The sequence below is a fragment of the Calditrichota bacterium genome (genome assembly GCA_020637445.1).
In the GTDB taxonomy this organism is placed as follows: domain Bacteria; phylum Electryoneota; class RPQS01; order RPQS01; family RPQS01; genus JABWCQ01.
Genome location: JACJVZ010000002.1, coordinates 594,107 through 613,935, shown reverse-complemented (window position 1 = coordinate 613,935; position 19,829 = coordinate 594,107). Strand labels below are relative to the sequence as shown.

Sequence of the window (19,829 nt, the reverse complement as noted above, 5' to 3'; positions counted from 1 at the left end):
GAACTACATTGATTCACTTCAAATCGAGGAGAAAACCGTGAACAGAAACTGGGTCCTGTACTGCGCTCTGACAGCGCTCGTATTGATTTCGATGGGTCAGGGTTATTGTGTCGCAAGCGAAGAGAGTGAGAACTTGTTCTCGAACGTCGAGGCTGTTCGTCCGCATGATTTGACTCCGCTCGAAGCGCAGATTCAAGAATTGGAACTTGAGCTCCAAAACCACGGCCGCTCGATGCCGCTCGAAGAAACAGAGTACATGCGCGTCAAACAGCAGTTGGCTGAGCTGTACGAACAACTTCCGCGCGAGCACAATCCACTTGATGACGGTGCAAACGCCTGTCCGGCGGTCGACATACCTTCGAATATTCAGCCGTGGACGGACTACGGCACGACGGTCGGCGCGACGAATAATTTCAGTTCGTTTTCACCGTGCGGCGCATCAACGGCACCGGACAAGATTTATCGTTTCACTCCCGCGAATTCGGGCTACTACACTTTTGATACGTTCGGTTCCGATTTCGATACTCAGTTGTATATTCGCTCCGGCGGCGCGTGTCCGGGAACGACGGCTTTGATTTGTAACGACGATTTCGGCGGATCGCAGTCCAAAGTGCAATGGTTGATGAACGCCGGACAGGCCTACTATATCATCGTCGACGGATTTCAGAACTACTCGGGGAATTTCGTCTTGCATCTAACCGTCGAGTGTAACATCGGCAACAGCCCGCAATGGCAGCAGGAGTGCGCGGAGTCGGTCGGTGATCCGTTTCACGCGGCGTGGGATTGCAACGGCGGCTGCAACAACCAGTTTAACGGCGGCTTTCCGCAGTGGCAGCAGTTGAATCTCTGTCAGTTTCAACGCGGCGAGTGTTTCACTTACATCGACCAAAACAATTTCACCGCACGCGATATCGACACCTACTCTTTTACGTTGACCGAGCCGTGCAGTTTGATGATCAGCACCTTTTCGACATTTTCCTATAACGTGTTGATCTTAGATTATGGATTTTGCCTGCCGAATCTCTACTACTCGCAGTTGAATATTCCTTCCTGCAACGGTGGAACCTTCATCACGCAATGTCTTCCGGCGGGAACCTACGCTTTTGAGATTTCACCTAACTTCTTCGAAGGCATGACGACTCCGCAGCCGTACGTTTTTCAACTGGATCCGATTCCATGTTCCGGCTGCCGGATTGACGCGAGCGTGATTGCGCCGGCTTCATTTTCCGCAAACGGCTGCGGAGTCGGATCGCAAAACAGCTTGCGTCCCAGCGACGAAGCGACATATTGCGTCGTGATTCCGTTTGCTTCAGATTGGACGTTCGACTTGTGCGGCACAGGACCGCAGTGGAACAGCTATTTGTATTTGACGTCGGAATGCAGCGGCGGGATCATCGCGCAGGACAACGACGGGTGTTCGCCCGGAGGTCACGCAAGAATCGAATGTGTGTCTTTGCTCCCGGGAAATTACTACCTCACAATTGAGGGTTTCAACATAGATGACTGCGCGTCGTTTTACATGAATATTACACCGTGCACGGGGTCGTGCTGTTACGGCAACGATCCGTTCAATCTGCAATGTGCATTTGTCTCTCAATCCGAGTGTGCGCAGATGGCAGGAGAGTTTACACTCGGACAGCAATGCACACCGGATGTGTGCGGCATTCGACCCGAGTGCGACATGAGTTCGCAGTACAGTCAACAGCCGCATCTTCCCACTGAAACGTGGACCGCATTGGCCACGGATACGTATTTACCGAATCGTGTGTGGGAAGACTACTCCGCGTCCGGAGTGATTTCGGGCGTGCGTTTCTGGGGTGTTAGTCTCGACTACAATACGGGGCTTGCGTGCACCGAACAGCCGGGATCGTTTCAAATCACGTTTGTCGACAGTTCATATGGTCCTACAGTTCAGAGCTACAACATGAATATCACCGGAGGGCTCTTGCCGCAAAACTACGGCGCGAATTATCCTATGTACGAATACTATGCCGATCTTCCGACGGATTGCGGCATCCTGAGTGGACGGATCAATATCGCAGGATCCGACGGCGATCCGTGCGTGTTTCATTGGCTGACGTCGCCGCAAGGTAACGGCAACGTCGTTCTGGTAAATTCTGGCGGATCGACTTTGCTGTCTCGTGATATGGCCGTGTGCTTGAACGAAGGCTGCCCGAAACCTGACAGCGTCGTGATTCGATTGGCCGCACCGGATACGTATGATGTCTTGTTTCACCTTCCGGAGAATTCATACGTCCGGCTCTACTATAGCGACAACGTGAACGCGGTCTTCCCAAACACCTATGTGGAATTGACGGCCGGATCTTTGAATGCGGGCAATTGGATGTACACGGACAACACCGCAATCGCCCAGCGCCGCTACTTGCTCACAGCGCAATGCGGGCCGCCGCCGATATTGGCCGTGAATTCTGGTGCTTTTCATTTGACCGAGTAACTTTAGACTATATGACCCATCAGAGCGGCCAGAAATGGCCGCTCTTTTGTTTTGCCGAACTTTGTGACGAAATGTGTTTTCACTTGAATTTGGTTGTTTTTATTTGTGATAATAACTTGACTCTTGTGGTAAGATTTGACTCCTTGTTGTGAACAGGAGACATATAACTATAGGGGAGTCGAAGTATGAAGAAAGTGCTGATCTTAGTGTTTGTGATGGTTGGAGTTGTATTTGCCAACAATGCCCAATTTAGGCTTGGCGAGTACGGCCCGAAGTCACCCCAAATTGAGCTTGCAGAGCTTGAAGCGATGATTGCCTCTGCCAAAGAAGCAGGCAAGACTGTTGACCCAGCGTGGCAGGAGCAGGTTCGCCAGTTGATTCCGCTGGTCAAAAACCACCCAGCCAATCAGAATGTCGACGGCTTGCACGCCGTTGAATTCCGCACGCTTGAAGAAGACGGATACGGCACGCCGGTTGTCATTCGTCCGCAGGAATTGTCGCCGCTTGAGCAGCAGATTCGCGACTTGGAATTCGAAGTCGACGGCGGAGCGTCATCGGCCCAGCCGGACGAAACGTATATATTGAGTTTGAAAGAGCAACTGCGTCCTCTGTATGCACAACGGTTGGAAAACCAAGCGCGCCGCAATCCTCTGGATCAAGGAGCCGCGGTTTGCCCGGGCACGGTCGTATCGGGAGTTCCTTACACGGACAGCGGCACGACGGTAGGCATGGGCAATGAGTATTTCGAAGATTCAACGGCCACATGCCCGAACTTCACCAACGGTCCGGATGTCGTTTACGCTTTCACTCCGTTTTCCTCGCAAGATTACACGATCGATACCGAAGGCAGCAGCTACGATACCTACCTTTATGTCACGACGGGAGGATCTTGCCCGGGCATCACCCACGTTGCCTGTGACGACGACGGCGGAACGGGAACGCTGTCTTCGATCACGGTCTTTATGAACGCCGGGCAAACGTATTATGTCTTCGTGGACGGATACAGCACAAGCAGCGGAGCATACGTTTTGCGTATCTTTGACAATTGCACGGTTGATTGTCAGCCGACGGACGTCATAGAGTGTGCCGAAGTCCGCGACTCGACGCACGCGCAAAACAACTGCAACGGCGGATGTGAGAATCCCAGCTTCGGCGGCGTAGAGTCTTGGCAGGATATTTTGCCTTGTCAATCAGTGTGCGGCAGACTGTTCACGTACATTGGTCCGAACGGATCCAACTTCCGCGACGTGGACGCTTACCTCTTTACTCTTACGGAAGCCTGTTCGCTTTCTGTCACGATGCGCTCGGAAGTGGGCTACTCCGTCTTAGTGAGTTCGGGAGCCTGTCCGTGGAATTTCGTGTGGAGTACGTCATACGCCTATGCATGCTCGACGGCAACCTTTGTGACTCCGTGTTTTCAGCCGGGCACATACTCGATAGTCATAGTTCCGAACGCTTACACGGGAATTAACGACTTCCGCGAATATCGCCTCAGACTTGATCTGATTCCTTGCAGCGGCTGCCGGATCGACGCATTTTTGCAAGCTCCGGGCAGCGGCGGCTGGCATACGTGCGGCGCAGGAAACGACAATTCTTTGCGTCCGAGCGAGGACTACACTTTTTGTGTCAATATTCCTAACGACGGAGACTGGACCTTCTCGCTTTGTAACGACGACAGTCTTTGGGATAGCTACATCTATCTTTCCACGCAGTGCAATGCCGGTGTGATTGCTTCTAACGATGACGGATGCAGCTATCCGTTGTCGGTAATCGACTGCCAAACTCTTGCTGCCGGTAATTACTACCTAACTGTGGAAGGATGGCAGAGTGTTCATTGCGGGCCGTTCAATTTGCGTGTCTTTGAGTGCATAGGTTCTTGCTGCTACGGTGATCCGGGTGCGGAAAACTGCGCGTATGTCTCTCCGAGCTTCTGCGACAGTATCGGCGGCTTGTGGACCTTCATGGAGCCGTGTTCGTCGGGAGCATGCTACACGCGTCCGGACTGCGGCGACGGAGACGTGATGTTCAGTCAAGTACCGTCGTTGCCCGATGAATCTTGGAACGCATTCCGCTCTGACTATAATCAGAACCGTTTGTTGTACGACAACTACTCAGTTCAAGGCCCGATCGGTTCAATCAAGTTCTGGGGCGTGATGGCGGACGACAGTGCGGTGTATCCGTGCTTCAATCCGACGGAAGATTTCGAAATCACATTCATTGACAGTGTGAACAATGTGCAGCAAGTCTACAACGTGACACTCACGCCGACAGTTTTGGATCCGATCTACTTCGGTCTTTACAACCTCAGCGAGTTTGAGGCTACGCTAAATCCCGCCTGTGAAATCACAACGGGATACGTCCGTGTTGCAGGTACGGGCAGTCCTGGTTGCGACTTCTTCTGGTCAGTGCCCGTCGGTGGTGACGGGATTCTGTCATTCGAGACAAACGGATCAGGCGGCGGAGCGTTCCAAAACAGTTTCGAGCTTGCGTTTTGTTTAGATCGCGCGCCGTGCATTGTGGACAGCGTGACGATCATCTCGACGAATAACCCGAGCTTGGCCAGAATGGATTGGTGGCAGACTCAAGGCGGCGTGGTCGAATTCTGGACGACTACGAATCCGAACGGCGTCTTCCCGACGGACTATGTAGATCAGGGCAACATCGGTTTTACCCCCGGTGGTCACAATTTCACAGACGTCGCCGGAAATTGGGACTATGTCAACGTCGTGCTGATTCTGGATTGCGGAACTCCAGCGGCAGCGACTGTTGTCAATCAACCAAGTCCGTTCTTCGTTCCTGTTGCAAAATAGGCGAGTAGCGAATTGAATCGTTGAGCGGCCCGGGCAACCGGGCCGCTTTCATTTTACCATTTTGCGAACCTCGGGAGTGCAGGAGCCTTGTCTTCGTAAGATTCAAGATTAACGAAAAAGTAGCGCAGCGCATCCAGCGAGTGATCCGTGTCTCCGTCTTTGACGGGCTCGTCCTTGGTGGAGTTCCAGCGATAGCGGTGAATATCCAAAATGAGCTTCTTGCACGAGGGCGAGATGAACAGAGAGACCTTTCCCGCGGCGTCGCGTAACGCCGCTTTGACTTGCTCGACTCCGGACAGAATTCGCGACGTCCGATAACGCAGTTTCATGCCGTTGCGAGACAGATAGTCGACAGGAGAAATCCCGCTGTCCTGCGCTTGCGCACCGGCGGGATCGCAGGAACTCCAAGTGAAGTCCGATTCGCTCAGGCCAAAGACCATGTCCGTTTTTGCGATGGCCGAGTGCATCGCTTCAGTGGTGGCGTCGCGACCAATCCATTCGGAAAATACGACATATTCGCCGGAAGGAAGTTTTTGCAGCCACAGGACAAAGGGCTTGCGATATCCGAAGTCAATGCTTCGATAGAGTTCCCACTCTCTTCGAGGGTGGAACTCTTCTTTGAGGATGTGCACGACGGGATCGAACTCGGAATAGACGAGATCATCGGCGTGCTCAAAAGATATTTCTTGCTCACGGTTCCATTGGTTAAGTGAGAGACCGCGTGATTCGTGTTTTTTCCATTGTTCGTCGCGGTCGGGATGTTGCGAATAATGGATTTTATGGATGTGGAAAAGTTGCGGGGCATCCGCAGCGGACGCCTCCGCGTCGGAGAGATATCCTTCACTCCGTTCAGCATGACGATCCGCTTGCACGAGTTTCGCGAACAAATTCAGCGCACCTCCGGAGGAGGATACACCGACAAAACTTCCGCCGCTGGAGAGTGCAGGTTTCAACGCCGTCCAGATTTGCGAGTCGAACGGAGTGAACGCCATTTCATCCCAGAACACAGCAGTCGGAGAATACATACGCGGGCCGTCCGGAGTTGCCGGAAGCGACAACAAGCGTGACTGAAGTCCTCCGAACTCGAGTTCGGATTTGTTGTTCGTCGTCAGTCGCGGCCGCAAGTGCGACGGCAGATGTTGAAGAATGAACTTCGCGCGTTCCAACAGTTCTTCGGCACAACGCTCGTTGCGGGACAAGAAGATGTAAACTCCCGGTTGTTTGAACATCGCGCGCCATAAGAACAGTGCGATCATCGTCCACGTCACCATCATCTGCCTCGATTTGGGGACGAGCAGATAGCGGTGGCACAGCTCATCTTCGACGAGTCCTTTTAGGTATGGGAAGTCGGGATAGTCGAGTACGCCGCGAGTGGGCTCCAGAGTTTTCACGTGACGTGTCAGGAAATACCACGGATCGCGCGAACAGAGCAGGAGATCGCGAAGTTGGTCTTGAGTCATGGCTTTGTACAACAGTGGGGTCCTTCACTTCGTTCAGGATGACGACATATAGTGTTTGATTGCGATTCCTCGACATTCGAGAATTCACGAATGACGTCGATCGCTTTGTCAAGCGTCAATGTGTCTTGCGGAAGCTGCTCGGAGGCCAATTCGAGATACAATTTGATTGCGGGCACATTGCCTTTGTCGGTGTTCGTCGCAAGTTCAAACAACGCGTCCAGCACTTGCTGTTTCTTGTCGTCGGAGAAGATATTCACTTGTTACTCCACGACGATAGAGCGAAGTGAGTGCGGGTTGACAAACGGCGCGAGGACGTTCCACGCGGCTTCACTCCATTTGTCGCAGAGTTCTCTCCATTCGCGGGCGCGGGAATTCGCGTCGGATCCCTTGTTTCGGCTGAGCATCAGCGCCGCCATGCCGCGAGAAACGATGGCCAAAGTCAAATAGGTGGCACCGGATTGCAGTCCTTGATCGGTCGAAGCAGCGCTATATCCTTCGCGCAAAGCACGTACGATAATGTCTTGGGCTTCAAGGATGGCTTGGTTTATTAAAGCGTCTTCGGCCCAACCTTCGGCGACGGAGTAATCGATGAGCACCGCGCCGCCGTCCGGAATGCTGCTGCCTGAGGATCGACGCACCGTTCCGGCGACATAGTCAATGACGTAATCCGCACTCGAAGAGAAGAGTTCATAGTAGTCATACCACACAACAACGGGAAAGGAATTGGGAATTGTCCCGGTCGACATGCGCGTAACGACTCCGGCGTCGTGGTCGACTCGATAGTCCTGCTCTTCTGTATAGACTGCGCTGACCGCACGATCTGAAGCCATCGTCAGCGTGTCTCGAATGAGAAGTTTTTCCGTGAGTGCCACTTCCTTTTCATCGACCATCAGAACACCGGTTTCGACAGTCGGAAAGTTGGAAGCGATTCTCTTCACGCGTTCGGAAGCGGATTCCAAGTTCGCGTGCGGGAGATCAACTTCGATTAATCCATCCAATCTGACACGGACGTTTTCGAATTTGGTTTCGGGAAGATTGGATGCGACGAGATGTTTACGAACCGTCGCAAGATCTGTAAATGGCATGTTCTCTCCTTAGACGCGGTTGATGGCAATGAAGAGGGATGCTTGCAAGGTAGAGCTGAGCGGCACGGAGTCCACTTGCAGAACGGTTGAAGCTCCGTTTAGACGAACTTTGACTGTGAACGAACCGCCGACGTTTTGACAGTACAGGCTGATCCGGTCGTTGGCCGAGAACGTGATGGCGTCGGTGTCCGCATGAACAGTTGTGCCGTCAAAGACTGTCAGCTTGTGCAGAGTGCCGGAGAAAGGAATGGGAATTCCGTCACCGGCAATTCCTCCGGCGGCCGGAAGATATTGTGAGCTCGTGCCGGTGGTGCCGCTGAAAACGAGTGTCATCAGCGGTTGACTGGCGAGAGCGTAGGAAAGTGTGGACTTAGGCATGTGGAGGGGATGAGGGGTGAGGGATGGGGGATGGGGGATGTAATTTCGGAAGCCCCCTTCGTCCCCCCATTCGCGCAGACACGAATGGGGGGAGACCAGAGGGAATCTTCACTTCGTTCAGAATGACGACATTTTACATTCGAGCGAAGTGTTGTTCGAGAGCTTGGGAGTTTGACCCGCCTTAGTCCTAATCTTGAAACAACGAGAGATTCAAGAATCGCGGCGGCAGGTGTCTTCACCTGCCCCGCATACCGGGATTTTTCAGATTCCGGCGGGGAACCGCTACGCTAAATCCCCGCTCGGCGAGTCTTTCCCTTTTTTTGAGATAGGTTCTTAGTCCCGCGGAAGACCGGGGGGAAATCTGAATTAGTAGTCGCTGGTGGCGACGGCTTCGTCGACCATGATGGTGTAGACGGATTCTTTTGAGACGACGGCTGATTCGAGTTTTTGCGAGATGATTTTCTCAGCTTCGATCAAGAGCGGTTGCGCCACGGACTCACGGATCGCAAAACGATGGTCCAGTGCGGCGAATTTCGTTGCAGTTGCGCCTTCGACGGCGACGAGGTGAGTATTCAGCGGAAGGAACGTGCGGTAGTCGCCCGTGTTTTGAAACGCTCCGCCTTGGAACGCCTGCGCATCCTGCAGCTCGCTGATATTCAACACCTTTTCGATATCGGACTTCGCACCGAGCAAGTGCGTCATGCGCGCGGGGCCGTCGAACGCCATAGCAAGATGCACCAAGTCAGAATAGGCAAATGTGCCCGCGGAACCGTTAAACGAGTTGGCGGGCGCGGCGCTGGTTCCATCACCGTTGATGACGATATTGTAGATTTCAGAAATTTCGTCGTTGGCGAGTTGTGCGCCGATCCACCACAAGAACACGCGGAACTCGGCGAGCTTCTGATTTTTCAGAATGCGGTAGCTGAAATCAAATTGACGCCCGCGGTCAATCATGCTTGCCTCTTTCTGGCGGTACGCGAGCTTGACCACGGGATAGGCGGCGCTGTCTCCGCGCCGCTGGGACTTTTTGGCGAAATCGGTTTTGATATAGAGCGGCGTCACGGTCGGTCCGCGTTCGGGGACGACAGCGGCGACGAGCTCTTCGGGGTCCTGCACCATTTTGTAGCCGCGGCGAATTTCGCGCGAGACATATTCGGGAGCGAGGATCATTCCGGGACCGGACAAGAATTGCTCAAGCGTGGTGGCATTGCGGCCCGCGAAAGAAATATCGGCGAGATAGAGTTGACGTTCGAAGGCATCGAGCGGCGCGTCCATTGAGCCATCAGGCTTGCGCGGCGACGGATCAAGTTCTTCGAGCAGTTCGGTGAACGTCATGCCGCGTTCTTGAGCTTCGGAATAGAGCGCGAGATTGCCGGAACGGGAGTGTTCCTGAACTTTGTCGCGCAGAGTATAGGCTTGGGAAAAATCGAGAGTCATATTTTGGAAAAGGATGAAGGATAAAGGATGAAGGCGGGGCATCCGCAGCGGATGCCTCCGCGAGAAAGGATGGAAATTTCTACTACTACCGTCGGCCTCCGGCCGTCGTTACCGAGAATTTCTCAGATACTACCGTCGGCCTCTGGCCGTCGTTACCGAGAATTCATTGATTCTCGTGCGCATCCCCTGCCGGAGGCAGGGAAGTAGTGGAATGAAGAGTCAGTAGCGAATTCCGGCGGGGAACCGCGCTGTGCGCTTAATCCCCGCTCGGCGTTCAAGGTGCGACACGCTAAGCGTCGAGCAAAACGTCGCAGGTGGTGTTGGTGGTATCTACGGCGATGACCATACCGCGCTGCGCGGTACCGCCAGCGGGAACGTCGGTGAGAGTGACCGCTTTACGAACTTTGCCGGTGCCGTCGCACTCAACTTTGTTGCCGACCGTTGGCGCGGTGCCCGAATACAGGAAGCGGGCGACGCCGGTGACTTGCACGGTGCAGAGCTGCGGAACGGCGGTGCCGCTGACGAGATCGTCGGAGACAGAAATAACTTTGCCGATCAAACGGGAGCCGGTGGATCCCATGCCGACCGTGTTGTTGCCGGACATTGCGGCGGCCGTGAGATTGGAATCGATATCCGTCCACGTAAAATCTTTGTTCGCGGTGGTATCGACTTCGAAGGTGAGCAGCAGGTTTGAGCCTGCGCCCTCATTGTTGACTTTGTAAGATGTTGCCATGTGTGCTTGTTAAGCACCTCTTGCGCTGACGCGGGTGCTTTGGAGTTGTGGGTGAAGGGTGAAATGTTGCTTGAGATATTCGATTCTCAAGCGCTTCCCCTGCCGGAGGCAGGGAGGTAGTAGATTTCGAGTACACCCCCCTTAATCCCTACCATTTCTTCTGAGAAAAATGGTAGGGATCTGAGACGTTTTACGCTCCGGAATAGGAATGCTGAGTGTAGTGCCGCACGACCGTGCGTTCTGACTCAGAAATGAGTCAGTTGTTTCAGCTTGGAAGTGGGTTTTGAGCGGGAGAGTCTGCGAGAGGGGGCGAGGAGATTTCGGGGCATCCGCAACGGATGCCGCCGCAGGACGTAGGAAGGGTTGCGGGGCACCTGCGGCAGGTGCCGCCGCGATGCAGGAAATCAGTTAGTGCCTAAGCCTGACCGGAGCAGCAGGTCTTGCGGCACGCGGGATTTGTTTGCGGGGATAGCGCTCCGGGAGACGGGTGCGAGCTGGAAGACTCGGTTGAAGTGGAGAGATGCTTGGCGGCGGGCAGCGAGCAGTTGTTCGCCGCTCATGGTGAAGGCAAGTTCGGGATCGGGACACGCGGGGATAGGTCCGGCGAGATCGACCTTGGCGCGCAATTCTCTTCGCAGTTCATCTTCATAGAGTGAAATCAGTGCGCGCAGGGCATCGGCTTCGACGGCCGCGATGGACAAATGGCCGGACAATTTGTCCAAATCCAAGTTGGTGGGATCAGAAAGCAGGTTCTGAGCAGAGATGAGGGGCTGTTCAGGTGTGTTTGTCATGAGGTAGGTCTCCGTTGTGGACAGGTCTAATATATGATATTAACGACCGCTTGTCAAGCATTTTCTGTATAAATAGCACAAATTGCTGTTTTCGCTGCACATCAACTGCCCGAATGTTCAAATCTTGAGGGGTGTTATTTTTTTATATTTATTATTTTAAAGTAATTATAAAATACTGAACTTACGAAATGGGAGGCATTCAACCTCTCTTTTGCACTTTTCGAGAAACAATGACTTATAATTAAAACATTTAAAAATAAGGTGATACATAAATATTTGGTTTTGCGTTGTTGCTGGGTCACATGTTGGCTATAGACAACACTACATTAAAGTGCGAAGTATGGGAAATTGGCTATGAATGAAGTAGGTGTGAAATGAATGTTCCACCTTTGCCGGTGAAATGTAACTCCTCTCCCTGCTGGGATTTAGGGGCCGTTTTGTTTGATTTTGGGGCGCAGAATGTGTATTTTTTAAGGTTCTGGTGATATAGACTCTGTTCCATAGAATTTCTGCCCGTAGCGCAACAATCTGGAGGGATTATGCGTTATCTCCAGCTTTTAGGTTTGAGCTTAGTAATGTGGGGAATAACAGGATGCCCCGGCCCGATTTGTACGTGCCCCGATCTTAGTGAAGATCTATATGCTATTACGGCAACGATTGCACCGGACGGTGGAGTGCAGGTCATGTCATGGGTTTACTCCCATACCGAGTACGATAGCTATACGCCACTCGATTGTTCGTGTATCTCCGGCGGCTTTGGGGGCACATCCCACAGGTTTAGTCCTTCCGGGCAACTACTCTGGAATAGAAGTAACAGCTATGCGCAAGTTGAAGGCAACGCCATCAACCAAGCCGTCTTATTCGACGGCGGACAGACTGTTTTTGCGGGATACCAATTAGCACAAGTCGGCCGCGACTATAAGTACTTTCCGTTAGTCTACACTTTGAACGACAGTCTTGAGACGATTCGCTACGCGCTCGTCGAAGACGATCCGTTCGGCGAAGAATACGATCTTCCGCAAGAAAGCAAGCGCGTGCTTGCTTTGACTGACAACTCATTTCTCTTTTACGGCACACAGCTCTCCGGCGGCACGATTGCCAAAAAGATTTCGGCTTTCGGCGAAGTGCTGTGGACTAAGTCCGGCGAATTCCCGTTTCCCAATGGAATTTATGCGCTCGACAACGGTGAACTTATGCTGACAGGCGGCACGAGTATCACGAAGATCGATGCGAACGGCAACGAAGTATGGAGCAAGTCTATCGGCGACGAAGCAAGCACGACGGTCTACTCGGCGACGAACGGCATGGATGGAACTTTGTTTTTCGCGGGCAGCGTTGTCCGGGGAACGTTCGAAACCGACATCATCGTTTGGGAAACAAATTCAGAAGGTGTCGTGCAGGATTCATTTTCAATCACGCGCGAAGGCTGCGACGATTCCGTGCACGTCATGTACAGCCGGTTCAACGATCAATTGATTCTCGCCAGCCGCCCGCGTCCCGATTGCGCTGAGCCGCAAGTCGTTCGCTTGACGCTCGTGACACGCGCCGGCGAAGTGCTTGGCAGCTCGACATTGGACTTGTCCGACAAGACTTATCTTGCAGGAATGGATATGGACGTCGACGGCAGATTCGTGGTCGCAGTATCCACAAATTCAGGCAGACCGGACGAACGCTTTTACGGCAAGTTGTTTAAGTTCTATCCGGATTTTTCACTCGACTGGTCAAAGACTCTCTGGCCATAATATCCGGGCGGACGCCGTCCCCCCTACCCTTTCAAGATGTCATCACACTGCGCTTACAGTTTTACGGATTTGTACGAAGCCGCGTTCGGAGCGAAACCCACGCGCGCGGCGCTGGACGAACTCTATTCGCTCACGCAGGACGAGCGCAACATCGTCGTGCGCGATTGGGTCGTGCGCGCCGAATGGGAAACGTTTGACGTGCAAGGCACGGACGGCGTGATCTACGCGAGCTTCGGCCCCAAAGGATCGGAACCATGCGGCGGTTGATCGTTCTGTTGCTTCTGGCGAGTTCTGTTTTTGCCGACGACGAGACTATTTCCAGAGTTATCGGCAACTACAAATTCGTCATCACGTCGTCAAATTACGGCATGACGCACACTTTGAATGTTTTTCGCCGCGACAAAGCCGTTTGGACGCTCGAAGACTTCATGGTAAAACTTGTGGACAGCGATTCGCTCGGCCTGCCAAAAGACCTGACGGGCGACAAAGTTCAGGACGTGATCGTGCAGACGTACTCCGGCGGCGCACATTGCTGTTTTGCAGATTATGTGCTGTCGTTGGGGACGACGTTCGAAGTTTTTGACACCTTGAATCACGCGGGGAAGTGGGGCGACCGCGACCATGACGGTCTTGCCGATGTGTTGGTGGCGGATTTGACGCTGGACTACTGGAAGTTGCCGCACAGTGATTCGCCGATGCCGGTGATTGTGATGGAAGCCTCTGCGAAAGGTTTTGCTCCGGCGATTGATCTGACTCGCAAGCCGGAACCTTCGGCGAGCGAGATGTTGGAAGCGGTGCGCGCAATTCGAGAAGCGGGCGCATGGCGCGACTACGACGTGCTTCCCGAAGACGCATTTCTACCGGCGTCGCACGCGGAACTGCACCGGAGACTGGTGGAGCTGATCTATACCGGCAACGCGAAGATTGGAATGGAGCTTGTTGAAACGGCGTGGCCGCCGATCATTCACGGCAAAGACCAATACATTTTGGATTTGTTGGCGACGCTGCGCTTGAGCCGCTATTGGCCCGCGATCTCCGAGATGAATCAAGGCACGCTTTTCAGCGACAAACGATAACGAACTTTCCCACTCCTCACTCAAATTGCGTTCAGCTTTGAACGCGCGAGGAACTCCTTGCGGAAAACCTTGTTGATTCTGATTCTGCTTGCGGCGTTCGTGTCAACCGCGAACGCGAAGCACTACTCGCATCCGAAAATCGAGCAGGAGATATGGCTCTTGCCGGACGGCTCGGCGGAGGTCGACGAAGTTCGCTGGTTTGAGTTTTCGGGTCAGTTCGGCAGCGCGGTCATCGAGCGCTCGCCGCACGGGAAATACGGCAACTACAAGATCACGTACGAAGGCGTGTGGGACGACGATTCCGGCGAATCGCTTCGCTGGTCTCAGTCGCAGCGCAACGGCAACGCGCGGCTCAATTGGAACTACTCGGCGCGTGACGAAACGAAGCGGTTTCGCATTCGATACACGATATCTTGGGCCGTGCAGAGATACCGTGACGCAGCGCAGTTCTACTGGAAGTGTATTGAAGACGAGCACGCGGCGATTAGCGACGTCGACATAACGGTTCATCTGCCCGGAAAACCGCCGACGCTCTTCGGGGCGTTCGTTCATTCCAAAACGCGCAAAGGCAAGCGCGAGTTCTCGCCAGATTCGACGTCCGTTCGGATTCACATGGGATATATTCCCACGACGAGTTTTGTGGAAGCACGGATATTGACCGACGCGGAGCTGTTTCCCGAAGCCACAGTGCAAATGGGCGAAGGCCGCGCGTCGCTTTTGGAAGACGAGCGCAAGATTATGCATCCCAGTTGGGGTGAGTTGGCGGCCCGGTACACGGCAGAACTTTTGACGCTGCTCTATTTTGTGGTTTTGGGCATCGCGGCATTAATCCTGTTTTGGGTGTTTGGGAAAGAGCCGCACATTGAGCTTGGCAAGTATTTGCGGCAGCCTCCCAGCGACATACCTCCGTGCATGATTCCCGCAATTATGACGCAGGAAGAAGTGGACGTCAAGAAAGTTGTGGACGGATTCGCGGCGGCGCTGCTGGAATGCGCAAGACTTGGATATGTTCTGATTAAACCGGCAAACGACCCGGAAGATACCGAGTTCATTCTCACCGAGTCCGGGAAAGCGCTCCTTGAAGACAAGCAGGTCACGCATTTGCCGGGTGAACGCGGGATCACGACCCACGAGATTGAAGTCCTGAAAAAAGTATTCCGGGAAGCCAGCTCGAATGACCACGTGACGACGCGCGGCATCAAGTCGTGGGCGGCGATTTCAACTCCGAACGGCTCGGAGATTCGCGCGTTTGCGTGGAGTTGGGGAGTTGGCATGCGTTCTTGGTTCGAACGGCACCGTTTCGCTTTGGATGATTCGGAAAGCACGTCGATTCGAGAAGGCATGTCGACAGGGTCTTTTTTGGTTGCGTTAGCGCTTTTCATGCTGCTGGTATTTATGGAAAGACTGACTCTTCTCACAGCATTGATGCCGGTGTCCGTATTCTTGACGGGGCATTTTCTCGCGCCGGTCATGTCCAAACGCACTCTGCGCGGGGCGCGGGAAGTGTACCAGTGGGAAGCGTTTCGCAATTTTTTGACGGACTTTTCGAGTCTGGATCGCGCATCGGAGAAGATGCTGCCGATGTGGGACAAGTATTTGGTATATGCGACGGCGTTGGGAGTTTCAAAGGAATTTTCCAAGCAACTTAGCAAGGCGTTGCTGCAAGCGCCGCAATTTGAACTGACGTTCGGCAGCGGTGATTGGGGCACGGACTTGACTCATTCGTTGTCGAGAAGCTCTTTGACAGATTTTGGATTGAGCGATTTGGGATATTCGATAAGCACCTCGCTTCGCGACACGGCTGTTGACTTTCACTCCATGACCAAAGATTTCTTGGGAAACTCGGCTTCCGATTGGGATTTTGGCGGTGGCGGCGGAAGCAGCGGAGGCGGTGGATTTGGCGGAGGCTTCGGCGGAGGCGGGGGCGGCGGTGGCGGCGGCGGATTCAGCGGCGCGAGTTGACGATGAATTGGTTTTGGATTCTCGTTTTCGTCGTCGGAGCGTGGGTGATTGTGACGTACAATCGTTTGGTCACGCTGCGCCGCAGATGCAAAACACAGTGGTTGCAAATCGACGTGATGCTGAAACGCCGGTTTGAGTTGATTCCGCAGTTGGTGACGGTGATCAAAGCTCATCAGGAGTTCGAGCAAGGTACACTCGAACACGTCACGCAGATGCGCACCGCGGTGGACAATGCATCGTCACATGCCGAACGCTTGGCCGCTGAAGGCAAACTCAGCGCGGCGTTGGGCACGATGCTCGTCGTTGCGGAGAAGTATCCTGTGCTTAAGCAGCAACACCTGACCGCGCAGCTAATCGACGGCCTGATCGACACCGAAGAAAAGGTTCGCTACGACCGCCAGTTTTACAACGACACGGTCGTGAAATACAACACCGCGCTCGAGAGTTTCCCGGATTCGCTTGTGGGAAAGTGGTTTGGGTTTACCCATGAGCTGCTCTTCGGAGAAAGATAGCTTTGACACGCGTCAAAATCTGTTGCATCGCATCAATCGAAGAAGCCGAACTTGCAATCGCGGCAGGCGCATGGGCCATCGGTCTGGTCGGCAAAATGCCCAGCGGGCCCGGGCCGATTCCGGATGAATTGATTGCCCAAATCGCCGAGCACGTTCGCGGCAGAGTCGAAACGTTCTTGCTGACCAGCGAACAGAGCGCGGACTCAATCATCGCACACTCCAACCGCACGCGCACAACGACCATCCAAATCGTCGACGAATTGACAAACGGAACATACGCCGATATTCGCAAGGCGCTTCCGCAGGTCAAACTCGTGCAAGTAATTCACGTGCAAGATAAGTCCAGCATCGACGAAGCGCTCGCCGCAGCCGAGAATGTAGACTACCTGCTGCTCGATTCCGGCAGACCGAATCTCGCCGTCAAGGAACTCGGCGGCACAGGCAGAATCCACGACTGGCAGCTAAGCAAAACGATCTGCGAGCGTGCACCAATTCCAGTCTTCTTAGCAGGCGGCCTGAATCCGGACAATGTCGCGGAAGCTGTGCGAAAAGTTCGGCCATTTGGTGTGGACGTGTGCAGTGGCGTTAGGACGGGTGGAACGCTCCAAGATCGCAAATTAGGCAAATTTGTCACAAACGCCTTGACGTCTTCTTGCGCTTAACAAGATCCCTACGGGATGACAACGCGCTGGGAATCGTGATTTTCTTGGGGGATTTTGCGCACCAAGGTGCGCGCTACGAGCACGGGCGGATTGCCATCCGCCCCTACATTCTGATTTTTCAACTTTCCATTTTCAATTTGGAATTTTCACATGCACACTACCGAATACTTTAATGACATGATGACGCGGGACGTGATGAACGATCCGCACTCCTATTATCACAAGCTGCGTGCGCACGACCCTGTTTATTGGAACGAAAAATGGGGCGGCTGGGTGCTCACGAAGTATGATGACATCGTGAAAGTGCTTCGCGATCCGGCGGGATGGTCGTCACAGCGCATCAAGTATCTCGGTGAAGAGATGAAGCCCGGCGACGAAATTCGTTTCAAACCGATCTTCGACGTGCTGGCCAATTGGTTTATTTTCAAAGATCAGCCCGATCACACGCGTATTCGCCGACTTCTCAATCCGCATCTGACGCCGTTCGCGTTGGAAAAATACAAGCCGCGCATTCAGCAGATCGTGCACTCCGTCATCGACCGCATTGAAGCGGGCAAGAAGTACGACATGGTCAAGGAGTTTTCGTATTTGATTCCGCTGACCGTGATTTTGAACATGCTCGGAATTCCCGAGGCCGACAAAGATCGTGACGACATCAAGTATTGGTCGGAACAAATCGGCATGTTGTTCTTTATTCGCGCCGACGAACCGCGCCGCCGCGAAATCGCTTGTGAAGGCATCAATTCGTTTGTCGAGTATTTATCTCCGTTGGTCGAAGAGCGCCGTCAGCGTCCGCAAGACGACATGATAAGTCTGTTGACCGAAGCGGAAAAAGAGGGCGTCTTGAACCGCGATGAAGTGATTGCGACCGTCGTGCTGTTGGTTTTCGGCGGACACGAAACCACGACGAACTTGATTAACAACGGCTCGCTTGCTTTCATTCAAAATCCGGATCAGTGGGCACTCTTGAAGAAAGACCCGTCACTGGCCGAAAGCGCGGTCGAAGAACTTCTGCGCTACGACACCTCCGTGAAAGCGACCGTGCGTTGGGCGAAGTATGATCAAGAAGTCGGCGGCAAGATGATCAAGAAAGATCAACGTGTGCTCCTGGCTCTGACCGCGGCGAATCGCGATCCGGAAATCTTTAAGGATCCCGACAAGCTCGACATCACGCGCAATCCGAATCCACACGTCGCCTTCGCGCACGGCATTCACGTCTGCGTCGGCGGCCCGCTGGCGAGATTGGAAGCGGCGGAAACCTTTCGCATCATGGCCGAGCGCATGGACTTGCCGAAACTCGAAGCGAACATGCTCGAATACCAACCCGCGATTGTGTCGCGCGCCCTAAACGAATTCCCGGTAAGCTGGGCAAAATGTCCGGTTGCTCATAACGTTTAACATCGCGCCATTCAGATTCCGGCGGGGAACCGCGCTGACGCGCTAAATCCCCGCTCGGCGAATGCAGGTTTCATATTTCATATTTCCTATTTCATACTTTCTGCCGCCTATGTCCAAATACAAAATTTCGATTGATAAAGACCGCTGCGTAGGCTCAACCCTCTGCATCATGCAGGCACCCGACGTCTTCGAACTCGATGCCGAACATCAATCCCAAGTCGTCGATTCCGACACCGATGACGATGAAGGCCTGCTCGATGCCGCCCGCGCCTGCCCGATGAACGCGATTTTTCTAATCGACAAAGAGACAGGCGAGCAAGTCTGGCCGAGGAGATAACAACATTCATCCAGGAGGTTCCGCATGACTTTGATCATGTCACTGATTGTTTTCATGTTTGCGCAATTGAGTTTCGCTGCTGATGCCGATGGCTGTAAAGATCATCCGTTAATCACCCGCTATCCCGGCTCTGAGATAATCTATTGCAGCGAACAGCAATACAATGACTACAAAGTCATCACGGGCCCGATCGTTTTCACGGGCGGCGCGGATTGGAAATTTGAAACGCAGATCGACGTCGGCGGAAAGATCACACGGTTAGCCTACCAAGTCAACGGCACTGTAACGTCGGCAGAAGTGTTCAAGAATTACACCGATGCGCTCGAAGCCGCAGGATTTGAAATTCTGGTTATCGGCAAAGCAGAAAAAGGATCAAATGACGTCGCTGGACCGAATTGGACAAACAAAATCTATCGTGAACTTCCCCCGGTCGCTGGCAACGGCTTAGGAAATTACGGATTCGTCGAGCGTCGCCGCTATGTCGCAGCCAAGCATGCGTCCGCAACGGGCGATGTGTATGTAACGGTGATGGTCAACCAGCGCAGCGAAGAGCAAGTCAATGCGCAGGTCGACATCATCGAAGCTGAGGCGATGAAAACCGGATTGATCAAAGTCGATGCCGCTTATTTGAAATCGGAAATCGACCGCATCGGCCACGTCGCCCTCTACGGTATCTATTTCGACACCGACAAATCTGACGTGAAGCCTGAGTCCGCCGACGAAATGACCGCGATTGCGGAATTGCTGAAACAAAACAAAGAGTGGAAACTCTACGTCGTCGGCCACACGGACATGACGGGATCACTCGATCACAACATGCAGCTCTCCGAAGCCCGCGCCAAAAGTGTCGTCACCGAATTGACCACCAAACACGGCATCGCCGGCGACCGCCTCGAAGGCCACGGCATAGGCCCGCTCTCCCCCGTCGCCGCCAACAGCTCAGACGACGGCAAAGGCCAAAACCGCAGAGTAGAGCTGGTCAAGCGGTAGC

Annotated in this window: 18 protein-coding genes; 11 read left to right on the top strand and 7 right to left on the bottom strand. The window is 53.6% G+C overall.

Going from position 1 to position 19,829, the window contains the following annotated elements; genetic code table 11:
- The first annotated feature begins 37 nt into the window (after positions 1-37).
- Positions 38-2,455, top strand: coding sequence for a hypothetical protein (locus H6507_10480; GenBank protein ID MCB9369524.1), 2,418 nt, complete (start codon positions 38-40; stop codon positions 2,453-2,455).
- Positions 2,456-2,640: 185 nt separating this feature from the next.
- Entirely contained in the window at positions 2,641-5,265 is a 2,625-nt protein-coding gene (locus tag H6507_10475) for a hypothetical protein (GenBank protein MCB9369523.1), read from the top strand.
- A gap of 53 nt (positions 5,266-5,318) precedes the next feature.
- Here the strand turns inward: H6507_10475 and H6507_10470 are convergent, their stop codons facing one another.
- The 7 genes from H6507_10470 to H6507_10440 form a co-directional block, all read right to left on the bottom strand.
- A complete protein-coding gene (locus H6507_10470) occupies positions 5,319-6,737 on the bottom strand; it encodes a hypothetical protein (GenBank protein ID MCB9369522.1) in 1,419 nt (472 codons plus the stop codon).
- Positions 6,722-6,982 carry a hypothetical protein gene (locus H6507_10465; GenBank protein MCB9369521.1) on the bottom strand — a complete coding sequence of 87 codons (261 nt, stop codon included), beginning with the start codon at positions 6,980-6,982 and terminating at the stop codon, positions 6,722-6,724. The genes H6507_10470 and H6507_10465 overlap by 16 nt, the downstream gene beginning before the upstream one ends.
- A 3-nt stretch (positions 6,983-6,985) precedes the next feature.
- On the bottom strand, positions 6,986-7,810 hold the full coding sequence (locus tag H6507_10460) for a hypothetical protein (GenBank protein ID MCB9369520.1): 825 nt from the start codon (positions 7,808-7,810) through the stop codon (positions 6,986-6,988).
- A gap of 9 nt (positions 7,811-7,819) precedes the next feature.
- A complete protein-coding gene (locus tag H6507_10455) occupies positions 7,820-8,188 on the bottom strand; it encodes a hypothetical protein (GenBank protein MCB9369519.1) in 369 nt (122 codons plus the stop codon).
- 366 nt (positions 8,189-8,554) lie between these two features.
- Positions 8,555-9,625, bottom strand: a complete 1,071-nt coding sequence (locus H6507_10450; protein ID MCB9369518.1) for a hypothetical protein — start codon at positions 9,623-9,625, stop codon at positions 8,555-8,557.
- Positions 9,626-9,914: 289 nt separating this feature from the next.
- A complete protein-coding gene (locus H6507_10445) occupies positions 9,915-10,358 on the bottom strand; it encodes a hypothetical protein (protein MCB9369517.1) in 444 nt (147 codons plus the stop codon).
- Positions 10,359-10,762: 404 nt separating this feature from the next.
- Positions 10,763-11,149, bottom strand: coding sequence for a hypothetical protein (locus tag H6507_10440; GenBank protein MCB9369516.1), 387 nt, complete (start codon positions 11,147-11,149; stop codon positions 10,763-10,765).
- Between the two features lie 539 nt (positions 11,150-11,688).
- Here H6507_10440 and H6507_10435 point away from each other — a divergent pair.
- The 9 genes from H6507_10435 (at position 11,689) to H6507_10395 (ending at position 19,828) form a co-directional block, all read left to right on the top strand.
- Positions 11,689-12,891 (top strand): hypothetical protein, encoded by a 1,203-nt coding sequence (locus H6507_10435; protein MCB9369515.1) that lies wholly within the window; start codon positions 11,689-11,691, stop codon positions 12,889-12,891.
- 36 nt (positions 12,892-12,927) lie between these two features.
- The gene (locus H6507_10430) at positions 12,928-13,158 is read left to right on the top strand and encodes a hypothetical protein (protein MCB9369514.1); all 231 of its coding nucleotides are present in this window, start codon (positions 12,928-12,930) and stop codon (positions 13,156-13,158) included.
- Positions 13,146-13,967 carry a hypothetical protein gene (locus H6507_10425; protein ID MCB9369513.1) on the top strand — a complete coding sequence of 274 codons (822 nt, stop codon included), beginning with the start codon at positions 13,146-13,148 and terminating at the stop codon, positions 13,965-13,967. The genes H6507_10430 and H6507_10425 overlap by 13 nt, the downstream gene beginning before the upstream one ends.
- 57 nt (positions 13,968-14,024) lie before the next feature.
- Positions 14,025-15,929, top strand: coding sequence for a DUF2207 domain-containing protein (locus tag H6507_10420; protein ID MCB9369512.1), 1,905 nt, complete (start codon positions 14,025-14,027; stop codon positions 15,927-15,929).
- 2 nt (positions 15,930-15,931) lie between these two features.
- Entirely contained in the window at positions 15,932-16,441 is a 510-nt protein-coding gene (locus H6507_10415) for a LemA family protein (GenBank protein ID MCB9369511.1), read from the top strand.
- A complete protein-coding gene (locus tag H6507_10410) occupies positions 16,438-17,103 on the top strand; it encodes a phosphoribosylanthranilate isomerase (GenBank protein ID MCB9369510.1) in 666 nt (221 codons plus the stop codon). Before H6507_10415 ends, H6507_10410 begins: the two co-directional genes overlap by 4 nt.
- 150 nt (positions 17,104-17,253) lie before the next feature.
- Positions 17,254-18,501 carry a cytochrome P450 gene (locus tag H6507_10405; protein ID MCB9369509.1) on the top strand — a complete coding sequence of 416 codons (1,248 nt, stop codon included), beginning with the start codon at positions 17,254-17,256 and terminating at the stop codon, positions 18,499-18,501.
- Positions 18,502-18,610: 109 nt separating this feature from the next.
- On the top strand, positions 18,611-18,838 hold the full coding sequence (locus H6507_10400) for a ferredoxin (GenBank protein MCB9369508.1): 228 nt from the start codon (positions 18,611-18,613) through the stop codon (positions 18,836-18,838).
- Between the two features lie 24 nt (positions 18,839-18,862).
- Positions 18,863-19,828, top strand: coding sequence for a DUF4892 domain-containing protein (locus tag H6507_10395; GenBank protein ID MCB9369507.1), 966 nt, complete (start codon positions 18,863-18,865; stop codon positions 19,826-19,828).
- Position 19,829 lies beyond the last annotated feature (1 nt).